Source organism: Clostridium sp. D53t1_180928_C8, from assembly GCF_015667795.1.
Classification (GTDB): domain Bacteria; phylum Bacillota; class Clostridia; order Clostridiales; family Clostridiaceae; genus Clostridium.
In genome coordinates this window covers 12,706-29,695 of record NZ_JADPEL010000032.1, presented here as the reverse complement: position 1 = coordinate 29,695, position 16,990 = coordinate 12,706, and the positions used below count along the sequence as shown (strand labels likewise).

General features: G+C 28.0%; 10 protein-coding genes. 2 read left to right on the top strand and 8 right to left on the bottom strand.

The window, feature by feature from the left end; genetic code table 11:
* From pbp4b to clpB, 4 genes are all read right to left on the bottom strand, one after another.
* Positions 1-3,627: penicillin binding protein PBP4B (gene pbp4b, locus I4V51_RS15160; RefSeq protein WP_195989276.1), on the bottom strand; the 3,627-nt coding region annotated here is incomplete at its 3' end.
* A 170-nt stretch (positions 3,628-3,797) separates the two neighbouring features.
* Entirely contained in the window at positions 3,798-5,159 is a 1,362-nt protein-coding gene (locus I4V51_RS15155) for a PTS transporter subunit EIIC (protein WP_195989286.1), read from the bottom strand.
* A 39-nt stretch (positions 5,160-5,198) separates the two neighbouring features.
* Positions 5,199-6,104 carry an N-acetylmuramic acid 6-phosphate etherase gene (murQ, locus tag I4V51_RS15150; protein ID WP_195989285.1) on the bottom strand — a complete coding sequence of 302 codons (906 nt, stop codon included), beginning with the start codon at positions 6,102-6,104 and terminating at the stop codon, positions 5,199-5,201.
* Positions 6,105-6,270: 166 nt separating this feature from the next.
* Positions 6,271-8,871, bottom strand: a complete 2,601-nt coding sequence (gene clpB / locus I4V51_RS15145) for an ATP-dependent chaperone ClpB (RefSeq protein WP_195989275.1) — start codon at positions 8,869-8,871, stop codon at positions 6,271-6,273.
* A gap of 722 nt (positions 8,872-9,593) precedes the next feature.
* Between clpB and I4V51_RS15140 the strand changes: the two genes are divergently transcribed.
* Together I4V51_RS15140 and I4V51_RS15135 are read left to right on the top strand one after the other, a co-directional pair.
* Entirely contained in the window at positions 9,594-10,715 is a 1,122-nt protein-coding gene (locus I4V51_RS15140) for an RNA-guided endonuclease TnpB family protein (RefSeq protein WP_195989274.1), read from the top strand.
* A 176-nt stretch (positions 10,716-10,891) separates the two neighbouring features.
* Complete coding sequence (locus I4V51_RS15135; RefSeq protein WP_195989273.1) at positions 10,892-12,958, top strand: helix-turn-helix domain-containing protein; 2,067 nt, start codon at positions 10,892-10,894, stop codon at positions 12,956-12,958.
* Positions 12,959-13,302: 344 nt separating this feature from the next.
* Here I4V51_RS15135 and I4V51_RS15130 read toward each other — a convergent pair whose 3' ends face one another.
* From I4V51_RS15130 to I4V51_RS15115, 4 genes are all read right to left on the bottom strand, one after another.
* Complete coding sequence (locus tag I4V51_RS15130; protein ID WP_195989272.1) at positions 13,303-14,565, bottom strand: helix-turn-helix domain-containing protein; 1,263 nt, start codon at positions 14,563-14,565, stop codon at positions 13,303-13,305.
* 16 nt (positions 14,566-14,581) lie between these two features.
* Positions 14,582-15,883 carry a helix-turn-helix transcriptional regulator gene (locus tag I4V51_RS15125; RefSeq protein ID WP_195989271.1) on the bottom strand — a complete coding sequence of 434 codons (1,302 nt, stop codon included), beginning with the start codon at positions 15,881-15,883 and terminating at the stop codon, positions 14,582-14,584.
* 167 nt (positions 15,884-16,050) lie between these two features.
* Positions 16,051-16,233, bottom strand: a complete 183-nt coding sequence (locus I4V51_RS15120) for a YtxH domain-containing protein (protein ID WP_195989270.1) — start codon at positions 16,231-16,233, stop codon at positions 16,051-16,053.
* An 85-nt stretch (positions 16,234-16,318) separates the two neighbouring features.
* Positions 16,319-16,942, bottom strand: coding sequence for a ribonuclease H family protein (locus I4V51_RS15115; RefSeq protein ID WP_195989269.1), 624 nt, complete (start codon positions 16,940-16,942; stop codon positions 16,319-16,321).
* Between the last annotated feature and the right edge of the window lie 48 nt (positions 16,943-16,990).

Here is a 16,990-nt window from a genome sequence, read left to right as displayed (position 1 = left end):
ATTATCATGAATTATTGATTCATAAACTAATGTTGGAATAGTTCCTAATGTTGCAGTTGTAAATTTATTTCCAAAGAATGTATTAGCATTTTTAGTATTATCTATAACTGGTGAATTTATTTTATTAGTTAATAATACAATTACTAAATCACTTTGTGGATCTATTACTGTTAATGTTCCTGTCCATCCTTGATGCCCTATAGTATCTTCTGATGATTGAGTTCCGAAATACCATACTCTTCCGTTATCTCCTTCTCTCCACCATCCTAATCCCCACGTTGGGCTTGATGATTTTCTCTTTGTAAATTCATCAATTGTATTCTTAGAGAAGAATTTATTATTTCCGTACCCACCGTCATTTAACATTACTTGAGCTAATTTTGCTAAATCTTCTGCATTTGCAAATAATCCTGCATGTCCAGAAACTCCATCCATTGAATAGTAAGCCTTTTCATCATGAACTTCACCTTGGATAGTATAATCACGAATATTTTCAAAGCTTATTGAACCATCTCTACTATTACCATTTAATTCTGTTGCAGCTATATTTTCCTTTTCAAAACCTTTTTCTAACGGATTATATACTATGTTGTTTAATCCTAATGGTTTATAGAATGTATTTTCTACATAATCATCTAAATCCATTCCTGTTACTTCTTCAACTATAAGACCTAAAAGCATATAATCTACATCTGAATAAACAGTTTTAGTTCCTGGTTCATATTTTAAAGGTGTCTTTAAAATCATTTCCTTTGTAGTTTCTTTATCTTGAGAATATAAAGGATTATCTACATTTTGATCTGGTTTTTGCGTTTCTTGATTAAACTTATCATTATGATATTGTGGGTCTGCAGGGAAACCAGCTTGATGTTCTAATATATTTTGTATTGTTAAATTAGCTTTTCCTTTTATAGGATCATTTTCACCATCTACAAATTCTGGGAAGAACTTAGTTATCTTATCAGAAATCTTTATAGTTCCATCACTTACTAACTTTTGAATTGCATAGTTAGTTGAATACATTTTTGTATTTGATGCTATATCATATAATGTATCCGTTGTAACTTCATTAGAATCTGTTTTTAATGTACCATCTTGATTGTATGAATTTACATTACCATAAGCACTATTTTTAACCATAACACCATCTTTTATTACAGCTACTTGAGCACTTGTAAATCCGTATTTAATATCATTATTTATAATTGTATCTATTAGATCTAAAGTGCTTTGATTCATTCCTACTGTTTCTGCACTTCCTTCAATAACTTCCGGATATGGTATCTTTACAGATATTCCTGATTCCATTGAAATGTTACTTGGTTCTATATTTGTAACTTGTATAGTATTTCTTCCATTTCGAGCTATATTTGAGTAATCAATTTCAAATGTACTTCCTATATTGCCACAAGCATCTTTAGTATCCATCTCTACACCATTTATGAATATCTTAGCTGATTTTACTCCTGAATTAACTTTTACATATAACTTACCTTGATTTTCATATCCAGTAAATGTATATAAATTATTCACTATTAAAGTATCATCTACGTAGCCTAGACAATCTGGAAATGCTATATCTGATTGCCATTCTGCATTTAATTCCGAATCAATTTTTCTTGAAGTAATTAAAGATAAATCTTTACTTTCCTCTTTTGTACTTATTTTATTTATTCTATCATTAAATTCTTTAATAACATTCTTATCTGAAACTATTGCTTCTAATTCTTCAACTGATTTTTTAGCATATTCAACCACTTCTTCAGTTCCACGTTCTTCTGCTCTTGTTATCATTGTATCAACAATAGAATAAGCTGATTGTAAAACTGCTTCTGATTGATAATTTGAAGGATTGTATAATTTCAATTTTTCAGTTACCATTTGAGCTAAATTAGCATCTATTGCTTGATCATTATCATGAATTATTGATTCATAAACTAATGTTGGAATAGTTCCTAATGTTGCAGTTGTAAATTTATTTCCAAAGAATGTATTAGCATTTTTAGTATTATCTATAACTGGTGAGTTTATTTTATTAGTTAATAATACAACTACTAACTCACTTTCTGGATCTATTACTGTTAATGTTCCTGTCCATCCTTGATGCCCTATAGTATCTTCTGATGATTGAGTTCCGAAATACCATACTCTTCCGTTATCTCCTTCTCTCCACCATCCTAATCCCCACGTTGGGCTTGATGATTTTCTCTTTGTAAATTCATCAATTGTATTCTTAGAGAAGAATTTATTATTTCCGTATCCACCATCATTTAACATTACTTGAGCTAATTTTGCTAAATCTTCTGCACTTGCAAATAATCCTGCATGTCCTGAAACTCCATCCATTGAATAATATGCTTTTTCATCATGTACTTCACCTTGTATAGTATAGTCACGAATATTTTCAAAGCTTATTGCACCATCTCTACTATTACCATTTAGCTCTGTTGCAGCTATATTTTCCTTTTCAAAACCTTTTTCTAACGGATTATATACTATGTTATCTAATCCTAATGGCTTATAAAATGTATTTTCTACATAGTCATCTAAATCCATTCCTGTTACTTCCTCAACTATAAGACCTAGAAGCATATAATCTACATCTGAATAAACAGTCTTACCTCCTGGCTCGTATTGAAGTGGTGTTTTTAAAATCATTTCCTTTGTAGTTTCTTTATCTTGCGAATATAAAGGGTTATCTACATTTTGATCTGGTTTTTGTGTTTCTTGATTAAATTTATTATTATGATATTGTGGGTCTGCAGGAAAACCAGCTTGATGTTCTAATATGTTTTGTATTGTTAAATTTGCTTTTCCCTTTATAGGATCATTTTCTCCATCTACAAATTCTGGGAAAAATTTAGTTATCTTGTCTGATAAATTAATAGTTCCATCACTTACTAGCTTTTGAATTGCATAATTAGTTGAGTACATTTTTGTATTTGATGCTATATCATATAATGTATCTGTTGTAACTTCATTAGAATCTGTTTTTAATGTCCCATCCTGATTATATGAATTTATATTACCATAAGCACTATTTTTAACCATAACACCGTCTTTTATTACAGCTACTTGAGCACTAGTAAATCCGTATTTAATATCATTATTTATAAGTGTATCTATTAAATCTAAAGTGCTTTGATTCATTCCTACTGATTCTGCACTACCTTCAATAACCTGTGGATATGGTATTTGTATTTTTACCTTTCCTGTATCAGGTACGAAGTTTGTTACTTGAATAGTATTTCTATCATTTTCTGATATATCAGAAAAATCTATTTCATATGTTTTACCATTATTTTGATAAGCCTTAGTAACATCTATTTCTTTACCATTTATAAATACTCTTACACTTTCTAAGTTCTCAGTAGTTATATATAACTTTCCTTGACCTTTATATCCTTTGAAAGTATACATATTATTAATTATTAAAGTATCATCAACATAATCCAAACAATCAGGGAATGTTAAATCTGCTTGTAAGCCTTCTGTATTTATATTACCCGCATCTCTTATAATTCCATAATTCATTGTTGCAGTAACATTCTTATAAGGTGTATTTACTATAGATGTCATAAATGTTAAAGCCATTGCTATACTACATATTCTCTTTTTAGATATCATTTCTTCACCTAACCCCTCTTAAACCACTTAATTTATTTAATTACTTATAATATTTTCATAATAATAATTATTTACCCTTTAATATAATATATTTTTTAAGTATGAAAAATTCATAAATAAAGAGCAGTAATTAATATCAAATCTTTACTGCTCTTTATCTAGTCTAAAAATTATTCTATTGGATCTTCAAATCCTAATATTGATGTAAAGAAGAATCCTGCTACATATGATGCTAAAACACCAACTAAGAATACTAACATTTTTCCATCTGCAATTAATAATGCAAGTGGTAATCCTGATACTCCTAATGCAACAGCTCCAACTTTAAATAAAGCCATTACTGCTCCACCTACAGCTGCTCCTAAACAAGCTCCTAAGAATGGCTTACCAAGTGGTAATGTTACACCATATATTAATGGTTCTCCTATTCCTAAAATACCTGGTATTAATCCATTTTTAGCTGTTCTCTTTAATCTTTGATTTTTTGTCTTCTTAACAACAGCAAATGTTGCTCCTACTTGAGCCATACCTGCAGCTGCTAAAGCTGGTAATAATATTGTAAATCCAACGTTTGCAATTAAATCTGCATGAATTGGTGTTAATGCTTGATGCATTCCTGTCATAACAAGTGGTAAGAATAATCCACCTGATATTGCTCCTGATAAAACTGAAACAAAAGTATTATCTGAAGCAATTGTATTCGCTACTAATATCCCCATAGCATCTGATATAGTTCCACCTATTGGTTGAAGTACAAATAATGCTGCTAAAACTGATACTGTTATTGTAACTAATGGTGTTACAAATAAATCTAAAACATCTGGCACAAACTTTCTGCATTGCTTTTCAACAAAAACTGCTAATGCAACAACTAATATAACTGAAATAATTCCTCCACGACTAGGTGTTAATGCTTTTCCAAATAAAGTTATATTTGCAAGAGCTGATGATGATAAAACTCCACCTAATGCTCCACCTATCATTGGCATTTGAGAACCAAATTCTTTAGCCGCATTTACCCCTACTAATATTGGTAAAATTGCAAATACTGCATTACCTATTAATCCTATTATTTGAGCTGCATTTGTAGTTTTATATGCATCTCCAAAATAAACTCCAGCTATATTGTTTACAGCAAGTACAAGTCCACATGCAACAAATAGTGGAATTAATGGGATAAATATATTTCCTAATTTTTTAAGAATATTTTTAAACTTTGTATTATTCTTTTCTTTTAACTTAGCTTTTGTTGCTTTTACAGCATCCTCTCCAATTACAACCCTAGTTCCTACTATTTTTTTAACTTCTTCTGTTATTTTGTTAACCTTTCCTGGTCCATAAATAACTTGCAATTGACCTTTAGCCTCTACAACACCTAATGTTCCTTCAGCTTTTTTAATTTCCTCAATTTTAGCTTTCATTGGATCTACTAACTCTAATCTACAACGAGTCATACAGTTTTCAACTGATTTAATATTTTCTTTTCCTCCAACAAGCTCTACTAAATTCTTTGCAATAGCTTCATTTGTAATGGTTCCTTGCTTTGCCATCTTCTCTTCCCCCTATATTTTTTAAATTATTTCCATTGCTTTTGCAATGTATCCCTTATTTTTTGACAGTTTTTCTTTTGCCTCATTTATATTTAATCCTGACAATATCATAAATATTGCAAGCTTAACATCAAAGTTTGTTTCTTTTAAAGTTTTTTCAGCTTGTCCTCTTTCGACTCCAGTTGCTTCACAAACTATTCTTTTAGCTCTTTCCAGCAATTTTTCATTTGTTGCTTTAACATCTACCATTAGATTTCCATAAACTTTTCCTAGTTTTATCATAGTTCCTGTTGATAGCATATTTAAAACTAACTTTTGAGCTGTTCCTGCTTTAAGCCTTGTTGAACCTGTAACTACTTCAGCTCCAACTACTGGTGCTATTGAAATTTGAGCTACTTTTGAAACTTCTGAATCCCTATTACATGTAACAGATATAGTTAAAGCTCCAATATCATTTGCATATTTAAGTCCTCCAATAACATATGGAGTTCTTCCTGAGGCCGCTAATCCTACAACTACATCATTCTCACCTAAAGATTTATCTTTTAAATCTGTTATAGCTAATTCCTCAGAATCTTCTGCACCTTCTTTAGCTCTAAATATAGCCTCTTTTCCGCCTGCAATTATTCCTTGAACTAATTCTTCTGAAACACCATAAGTTGGTGGACATTCAGATGCATCTAATATTCCAAGTCTTCCTGAAGTTCCAGCGCCTATATAAATAAGCCTTCCACCTCGATTTATTCTATCTACTATTCCATCTATGGCTTTAGCTATATTTTCTAATTCATTTTCAACTGCAAAGGCAACCTTTTTATCTTCATTATTTATTATTTTTACCATTTCTAAGGTTGATACCTTGTCTATATTTAATGTATTTTCATTTCTACTTTCAGTTGTTAATTTATCTAATACAATCATCTTAATACCCCTCGCTTTGTTTACGTTTTCACTTCTTATACTTATATTACCATTTATGAAATTGTATTTCAATATATTTCAAAAAAAAATTTTATTTTGTTTCATTAGTTTTCATTTTTTTATTTCATTTACAAAAAAAATGAAGTTGTATACCAACTTCATTTTTCCTTTTCTATTTAGTTGTAATTACAATTTCATCATCTTTGCCATCAATAGTAACATGTGAACCATAATTTATATCCCCAGCAATTATTAATCTTGCTAATTTATTTTCTAAAGTATTTTGAATATATCTCTTAAGTGGTCTTGCACCATAAACTGGGTCATATCCCTCAACTGCTAGTATATGCTTAGCTTCTGGAGTAACATCTAAAGTTATATTTCTATCCCTTAATCTATTAGCAACCTCATTTACAAAAATATCAATAATCTTAGTAATTCCATTTTCAGATAATGGTTTAAACATTATAATATCATCTACTCTGTTTAAGAATTCAGGCTTAAACCTCATCTTCATTTCATTCATTACTTCTTCTCTAATCTTTGGATCTATACCATTTTCATCTTTGTTTTCTAAAAGATAACTACTTCCAATATTAGATGTCATTATAATTATTGTATTTTTAAAATCTACAGTTTTTCCTTTATTATCAGTAAGTCTACCATCATCTAGTATTTGTAAGAACATGTTAAATACATCTTCATGAGCTTTTTCAATCTCATCAAATAATATTACACTATATGGCTTTCTTCTAACAGCCTCTGTTAATTGACCACCTTCTTCATATCCTACATATCCTGGAGGCGCTCCAACTAATCTAGATACAGCATGTTTCTCCATATATTCAGACATATCGATTCTTATAATGTTATCTTCAGAATCAAAAAGATTTCTTGCGAGAGTCTTTGCAAGCTCTGTTTTACCTACACCTGTTGGTCCTAAGAAAATAAATGAACCTATTGGTCTATTAATATCCTTTAATCCAGCTCTTGCTCTAAGAATTGCAGAGGTAACAGATGTAATTGCTTCCTCTTGGCCTATTACTCTCTTTTGCATTTCATCTTCAAGTCTTAATAATTTTTCTCTTTCACCCTCTAATAAATTAGATACTGGTATACCAGTCCATCTTGATAATACTTGTGAAACCTCTTCCTCTGTAACTTCTTCCTTTAATAAGGCTCCTTCATAATTTTCTTTAACTTCAACTTCCATTTGTTCAATGGCAGCTTCTAAGCTTGGAATCTCACCATATTGAATTTCTGCTGCTTTATTATAATCATATTGTCTTTGTGCAGCTTCTAAGTTACCTCTTGCCTCATCAAGCTTACCTTTTAATTCTTTTAATTTTAAGATAGCACCTTTTTCACGATCGAACTTAGCTGTCATTTCATCATTTTTAGCTTTTAATTCTGAATATTCCTTTTCTAATGCTTCTAACTTTTTCTTAGAACCTTCATCTTTTTCTCTAGTTAATGCTTCTTTTTCTATTTCAAGTTGAACTATTCTTCTTCTTATGGCATCTAACTCTGCTGGAAGAGAATCTATTTCTGTTCTTATCATAGCTCCAGCTTCATCAATTAAATCAATAGCTTTATCTGGTAGATACCTATCTTGAATATATCTATCAGAAAGCTTTGCTGCTGCAACTATAGCTGAATCATGAATTCTAACTCCATGATGAATTTCAAATCTTTCTTTCAATCCTCTTAAAATTGAAATTGCATCCTCTACTGAAGGCTCATCAACAATAACTGGTTGGAATCTTCTTTCAAGAGCTTTATCTTTTTCAATATATTGTCTATATTCATCAAAAGTAGTAGCTCCAATACAGTGTAATTCCCCTCTTGCTAATAATGGTTTAATTAAATTACCAGCATCCATTGCTCCATCAGTTTTACCTGCTCCAACAATTGTATGAATTTCATCTATAAATAATATAATTTTACCTTCACTATTTTGAACTTCTTTCAAAACAGCTTTTAATCTTTCTTCAAATTCACCTCTATATTTAGCTCCAGCAATTAAAGAACCCATATCTAATGAGAATATTATTTTATCTTTTAATCCCTCAGGAACATCTCCTCTTACTATTCTTTCAGCTAACCCTTCAACAATAGCAGTTTTACCAACACCAGGTTCACCAATTAAAACTGGATTGTTTTTAGTTCTTCTTGAAAGAATTCTAATTGTTCTTCTTATTTCATCATCTCTTCCTATTACAGGATCTAACTTATGCTTTTTAGCAAGCTCTACTAAATTTGTACCATATTTAGCTAAGGCATCATAAGTTCCTTCTGGGTCTTGAGTATCAACTCTTTGACTACCTCTAACTTCAGATAATACTTTCATAAAGTTATCTTTAGTAACATTGTATTTATTTAATATTTGCTTAGTTGGACCATTTTTATCTACATCTATTATTGCTAATATTAAGTGTTCAACACTAATATAGGAATCTCCAAATTTCTTTGCTAAATCATCAGCTTTTACTAATACTTCATCAACTTGTCTAGTAATATAAACACCTGATCCATTAGCTCCTTCACCCATAACCTTAGGCATTTTATCTAATGCATTTTTTATATCAACCCTCATCATCTTTACGTTGATTCCCATCTTAGTAAAGATATTAGGGATTAATCCATCTTCAACTTCTACTAAAGCTGCAAATAAGTGAATAACATCAATTTGTTGATGATTATATTTTACTGCAGTTAAATTTGCATCATTTAATGCTTGTTGTACTCTTAATGTCATTCTTTCAACGTTCATTTATACTCACCTCTTAATTAGTATTCTTAACTTTAATTTTATTTTAATACAAAAGTCAAAGAAAGTCAAAGTAAATTTAAAATTTATTTTTTTGTTTTTAATCTCTGTTATTGTTATAATATTTACAAGACAAATTTATACAAATTAGAGGTAACATAACTGTTACAAAAAGCATATAAATATTTTATATGTTGTAATAAGTATAAAACCTCCCATGTTCGTAAAGAGCATGGAGTGGTAAATGATAGATTTACCCAAAACTCTTTGAACTGCTGGAAGTTCCTAAAGCTAGTTAAACTACAACGTAAGAATGAAACAAGTCTAAGCGTGAATGTGGCGAAAGCAGAAAAAATTAACTAGATAGTATAAGGTTAAATCCTAAGTACTATAATAATGGATAATCAGCAACTAAGCCCCGAATAGGGGAAAGCTCAACGACTATTCCGTAAAGGAAGTACATCATAAGCTATTGGTGGTGGAAGTGGAGAGTACCTAAAACGTTAAATTTATTTTAATGAATGGTAGTGATATAGTCTACGCTCTTGTCCGAAAGGCAGAGGTCATTAACGTGAGTGAAATGGCATTATAGAAGTAGCGTTCTATAATAAATAAAAGAAAAATTTATAAAACTAATTTTCTTTATAAAATGTAATCTTTTTATACAAAATGGTTATACGAATTATGTTAATTTCAGATAATATTAACATAAGGGGGTGACACGAATGAATAAGTCTATCAGAATAAGAATTTTACCAAGTAAAGAACAAGAATTATTAATGTTGAAATCAATAGGTTGTAGTAGATTCACTTATAATTGGGCATTGAATAGATGTAATAATCTATATGAACAAGGAATTAAATACAACATAGCTGATATAAGAAAAAAGTTTACACAACTCAAAAAACAAGAAGAATTTAAATGGCTAAATGAGGTTTCTAATACCACTATGGTTGAAAGTATGAGAAATTTAGATAAAGCATTTAAAATATTCTTTAAAACTAAAAAAGGTTATCCTAAGTTTAAATCTAAAAGAAAATCAAGACGATCTTTTTATGTTAGGTACGATAGATTATATTTCAAAAATAATGTCTGCAACATAGAGAAGATTGGAAAAGTAAGGTTCAAAACTAATTATGATATTCCTAATTGTAAATATAGTAATCCATATTGCAGTTATGACGGAAAGTATTGGTATTTGAGTTTTGGATTTGAAGTAGAAGAAAAGCAAACTACTTTAAATAAAGATTTATCTGTAGGTATAGACTTGGGTATCAAAGAATTAGCAGTTATAAATTGCTTAGATAAACCTATTAAAAACATTAATAAAACTAAGAAGGTAAGAAGATTAAATAAAAGACTTAAAAGATTACAAAGACAAATATCAAGAAAGTATGAATCAAATAAAGAAGGAAGTAAATTTGTTAAAACTAATAATATTATTAAATTAGAAAAGCAAATTAAATTACTTCATAGAAAATTATCAAATATAAGAAATAATCACATTCATCAAGCTACTAATAAAATAATTAAATTAAATCCATATAGAATTGTAATGGAAGACTTAAATATAAGTGGAATGATTAAAAACCGTCACTTATCAAAAGCTATACAAGAACAATGTTTTTATGAATTTACAAGACAAATTCAATATAAATGTAAATTTAACGGAATAGAATTTATTCAAGTTGATAGATTTTATCCTAGCTCAAAGATTTGTAGTTGTTGTGGGAAAATTAAACATGACTTAAAACTAAAAGATAGGATGTACAAATGTGATTGTGGATTAGAAATTGATAGGGATAAAAATGCTTCGATTAATCTTGGTAATTATAAGTTAGCATAGGTGAATTTTGAGAAATTGCTAGTTTTATATAGGGTGCGTTGTACCCGAATTTAAGCCTTTGGAGAACTACACCAAACTAGATTAGAGCGTTAAAAACAACCTTGAAATAGAGTTCTATAAAGAAGGAAATAAAGAAATTTTATAAAGTTTTATAAATTTTTCGCAACGGTGAAATTTTGAGAAGAGAATATATAAATTATCCCTTTGAGCTACCTATTAAAATATCATATTTGAATATTAAAAATTATCCAACTCATTGGCATAATTCAATTGAAATTATATATGTGTTAAAAGGTTCTTTACACATAAAAATAGATACTGATTCATTTACTTTAAATGAACGTGAAGTTGAAATAATAAATTCAGATGAATCTCATGAAATTCAAGGAATTGATGATAATAAAGTATTAATTTTTAATATTGATCCATTTTTCTTCGAAAAATATTATAAAGATATAAATAATATATTTTTCTATACTAATTCTAATGAATATGAAGATCAAAATGGACCTGAATATGAAGAATTAAAAACACTTTTGTCTCAAATGCTTTGTGAATATGTTCAAAAACTTGAGGATTACGATGAAGAAATAGAAGAGCTACTTATAACACTTCTTTATCATTTAGTTAATAACTTTCATTATTTAACTCATGAAAAAGAAGAACTTAAGGAAAAAACCGATCAATTAGCTAGATATCATAGAATTTCAAAGTATATATATAATAATTACAATAATAATATTACTCTGCAAGAAATTGCAAAAAAAGAGTTCTTAAGTCCACACTATTTATCACATGAGATAAAGTATGCTACAGGATATAGCTTTACAGACTTAATTAACTTAACTAGAATTGAGGAATCTATAAAACTATTATTAGATAGCGATATGAGCATTTCTGAAATATCCGATGAAATAGGATTTTCTCATGTGCGTTATTTTAATAAAAACTTTAAGTATTATTATAATTGCACGCCTCTTCAATATAGAAAGAAGTATGCTACTACAGAAAAAGACTATGAATTATCTAAGCAATATCTAGAGCTTTCTCTTAGTGATGCACTTGAAAGTCTTTCTTATAGCCTAGAAAACTATAACAGATTTAATTTTGAAAATAAACTTTGGAATATTCATGTTGATGTTGATAAGATATTATATCCATTAGAAAAAGACTTTAAGGAATGTATTAATTTAGGTGAATCATTTGATCTTTTAATTGAAGATAATAAAGATATCTTAGAGGAAATACAAGAAGAAATACATTTTGAATATGGACGTCTTGAAAGAATGTTTCATAGTGATATGGGTGTATTTTTAGATTCAGATTTTTATAATTGGAATAAGGCAAAAGGAGTATTAGAGTTTTTATCTAATATTTATCTAAAACCTCTTATCTTACTTGATAACTTAGATTATTCTTTAGAAAAGTATATTAATATTTTAAGTAGCTTTTTAGATTATTTTACAGAATTAGATATTGTTGAAGTCTCTGAGTTTAAGTTTCAATTTGATTCTAGATTGTCTGATGATATAAAAAATAATCTTCGTGATTATATAAAAGATTCTTATGAATTGGAAGTTTGTGAAATTGATTTTACATGTAAATCTGATCTAAACTCTCTTTACGATACAGCTTACATGCTTCCTTATATAATTCACAATACTATTTTCAAAGGTAATTCTTTAAATTTTCTTAAAGCCTTTGATGTGCTTGAAAAAGAAATAAATATTACAAATGAAGTATTTATAGGAGCCCCTGGTATAGTTAATGATATGGGGATTAGAAAACCATCATATTATGCTTATTATCTATTAAGTAAATTAGGAAATGATATAATTGCACTAGATGATGGATATATTGTTACAAAATCAGATAACTCTTATTCCATTCTTTTATACTCACACAATGATGATGTTAACACTTTAGTTAGCTATGAGGATATTTACCAACAAGGTGGAGTAAAAAAATCTTTTGAAAGAAAATATTCCCTTAATATAGTAAATATTAAAAATTCAACTAGAATTATTACCTATGAGCTTAATGAATCTATAGGATCTTCCTATAATTACTGGCTAGCAATGGGGTCTCCTGATAGACTTGCTAAAGAAGAAAAAGAAATACTTCATAAAGCATCTTATCCCAAAATAGAATTTAAATATTCTAAAAAAAGTTCAGTTTTAAATATAATTACAGAACTAAAAGGTTATGGTGCAAAGCTAATAGTTTTAAAAAATATAAAATAATGTACCGAAAACACCTTTTTTAGGTGTTTTTATGCTTTTTCTACTTATTTACTTTTTATTATTTAACACTTATTGTACAAAAACTAAAGCATCTACATGAATACATTAATTTTATTTTTAAGCTATACTAATAATATAAATTGTTTTTATGAAAGGATGTTTTTTATGAGAGGGCTATTTTTTAATCCATCACTATTAAATGATACTAAATCAAAGTGGTCATTTTGGATTTGGATGTCTAACCTTTTACATCACGATAACTAAATTTTTATTATGATAGTGAATAAATTAATTATAATATATAAAAAGATAGAGAAGTAATTACTTCTCTATCTTTTTATATATTATAACTTTTTTTCAATATTTATAGCTAATGTAAAATATTTAACAGATTCTTTTAACTCTCCTAAATTATAGTATAATTCAGCTAATTCATTATATCTCTTATATCTCTCTTCATTATTAGCAAATCTAAATAAAAAATCAGTAGATAGATTCATATACATTTCTGCTTGTATAAACTCTCCTTTTCTCTGATGGATCATTCCCTTGAAATAATACGCTTTTTCTATAAGCTTAATTTCATCAATATCAATAGCTAAATCTAAAGCTTCTTCTGTATATTTAAAAGCTTCTTCATACTGTTTATTCTCATATAAAGTTTTAATACACCCTATTAAAAATTCTCCACAGCCTTTTTTATCTTCTCTAGGATAAATTTCAACTGCATCTTTAATTTCATTCATTGCCTTTTCAGGCTCTTGAACCTTAAAATACATCGCTCCATTCTTACCTTTAAATTTAGCTAGTTCTTTAGTATCATTTTTCTTATATTCATAAGCCTTATTTAAATATCTTTCAGCCTCTTCCTTATATAATAAAATATTTAAAACTGCAAACTCATGATAAAAATCTCCTCTAGACTTATCGCTTGTGAATATATCTACAAATTCTAATATCTTCTTTAAACGTTGATATGCCTTTTCAATTTCTTTAATATTTTTATAGCAAATCCCCTCATAAAAACATGCATAAATATAGTTTCCTCTATCAGCTATATTATTACTTTCATAAAGTTCCCTTATTCTTGAAAAATAACTTATAGCTTCATGATATTCTTCTGTCTTCATAAAGAACGTAGCCATATCATTATAATAAACAACTACTTCCTCATTATTTTGAGTAGATTGATATAAATCATAATATTTTGAAATTAAAAGTTGAATATTCTCAATTTTATCATTATTAATATATAATTCAAATAAAATATGAGTTAGCTTTAATGCTAAATCGTTAAATCCATATTTACATGAATATTCTAAGTTATAATTTATTATATTTTCTAACTTTTCAAATGTATAATTACATTTTTTTATTTCTTCTACATTATATTTTATTTGATCATAAACGTCTCTTACTAAATAGTTATAATCTACTTGTAATTTATTTGCAATATATTTAAGTGATTCTCCATCAGCTTTAATTTTTCCATTTTCTATGCAACTCATTTTTGAAATGGAAATCTTATCTCCGCATAATTCCTTTAAGGTTATTCCTTTATATATTCTAGATCTTTTAATTTTTTCTCCTGTTGATAATATTTCCATGGCTACCCCCAGTTTATTAGTTATTCAAGATACCTAAACTTCTAAAAATACTTACACCTTCATCCAAGTATCTAGCTGCTTCTGCTTCTCTCTTAGCACCAATGTAGTATCTTCCAATAAGTATTGCTATTTCCGCCGCTTTTTTATTTAATCCATTTCTTTTTGCTATATTAAATGTCTCTAATAATATACATTCTGCTTCATCAAATTTTTCTTTAATTGTATATAATCTATAGCTTAAAATGTTTTTTTCTATTATTTGTTCTACATTACTTTCATCAATAAGCATTTCAATTTCAGCAAGAACTTTTTCACATCTGCTAATTTCTTTAATTTTCATATATCCCTCACATATGTTAATTAAAGTCTCAATTACTTCACTATCTTTATTTCTTATTCTAATTTCTTTAGCTATATGATAGTGCTTAAAAGCCTCTTCAAGATTATCGAACTCAAAAAATAATTTTCCTAAACTATTTTCAATAGCAGATATATTTTTTTCTTCTTCTAATTCTCTGTATACTTCTAATGTTTTCTTAGAATATTTTATAGCATTTACTATATCCCCTTTTTTATTATATTCTTTAGATAATAGCATTAATGTTTTACCATATTCTTCCCTATTTTGAACTTGCTCAAATTTTTGCTTTGCTAAAAAAGTATAATCAATAGCTTTCTTTATATTATCGATTTTAAAATAACTTTCAGCCATTTGGTAATATATTTCCCCAAGAATAAAATCATTTCCAACATTATTATCTAAGTATACCTTTTCTGCTTGTTTTAAATAGCTTGTTGCAGAATGATAAGCTTTTAAACTTAATGTTATTTTCCCTAAACTTAAAAATGTATTAATTATCTGTTCATAGTTATTTCTTTTTATAAAAATTACATTTGCTGATAAATAAAGCTGTTGAGCTAAAACTAATTCATTTTTTTCTTTACATATATTTGCTCTTAGAAACAAATTTTTAGCTTTTCTATACTCTAAATTATATTTTTCTGCATAATACAAAGCATTTTCTATATACTTTTCTGCACTTATGTAGTCATTATTTAATATATATGTTTCTGCCATTTGCTCATAATATACACATATTTTTTCAGCTTGCGTTTCCTCCGACTCCATTAAATACTCTACAGAAGTCTGAAGTGAATTTGCTAAATACTCTAATAAATCCATAGATGGATTTGATCTACCAGATTCGACCAAACTTATTTGTCCCGGTGTAATTCTATCTCCTGCTAAGTCCTTTAGTGTCATTTCTAATTCTTTTCTACGTCTTTTAATTTTCTCTCCTAAAGTAAGTATCTCCATAGCATAATCTTCCTTTACCCACATTTATATAAATTCAAAAAAGTTTCTTATTATATCTCCCATTATACCATATAAAGTTCCAAAAAAATATATTTTTTGAGCATTAATTTCAATTATACTTAAAATAATACAAAAACTGCTATAGAATTCTATAGCAGTTTTTAATACTAATTTATATAATCTAAGATATTATCATAAGCATCCCCAGCTGCACATCTAAGTTTTTTGCTAGTTCTTCTGATATTTCTTTGAGTTTTTCTATCCAACTCAGGCAAAACCATCATTCCAATTGCTACTCCAAAAACAGTTCCTATTGCTAAACTCTTAATTACTTTTCCCAAAACTAACACCTCTTTTTATTAATCTATAAAAATAGTATGCGTATTTTAAAAGAAAATAATCATTCATTCGATAAATTATACTAATACATTTTATCTAATTACATATACCAAGAGCTTCTTTTGCTAACTTATCAGCTAAATCATTATATTTATGTCCTGAATGGCCTTTTATCTTTTTGAATTTTATTTTTATTTCTTTCATTTTACTTTGCATAAATTCATTATATTCAACAGTAATTCTATTATTTCTTTTCCAAGTTCCAAGAGCCCATGACTCAACTCCTTGATAATCATATGCTATCGTTACTTCCTTAAATCTATTACCAATAGCATATTCTACAGCCATCTTAGCTCCTAAAACCTCTCCTGAAACATTTCTTAACGCAATTGCTTCTTTATCAAAGCCCTTACCTTTATCTTTATATATTATTTCTCCATCCTTTACAGCAACTAATCCATAAGAATAATTTCCCTTATCAACTGCAAAGCTTCCATCAACATATATAAATAAGCCATCCTCATTTTCAATTAGACTTTCTGACTTTTCTTCACTTTTTCCTTCTGCATTTAATGCAATAAAGTTAATTGCATCTTTTTCTGTAGTAAAACTTTTATATATTGCCCCCTTAAAACCTATAACTTCTTTTTTACATTCATCCCATGAAGTAAATATTTTAGGAGCACCTGACTTTCCCTTATAAACAGCATAGTACTTCACTACTAATCATCCTTTCCCTTATAATTAAATGCTAATATTTTTTCATTT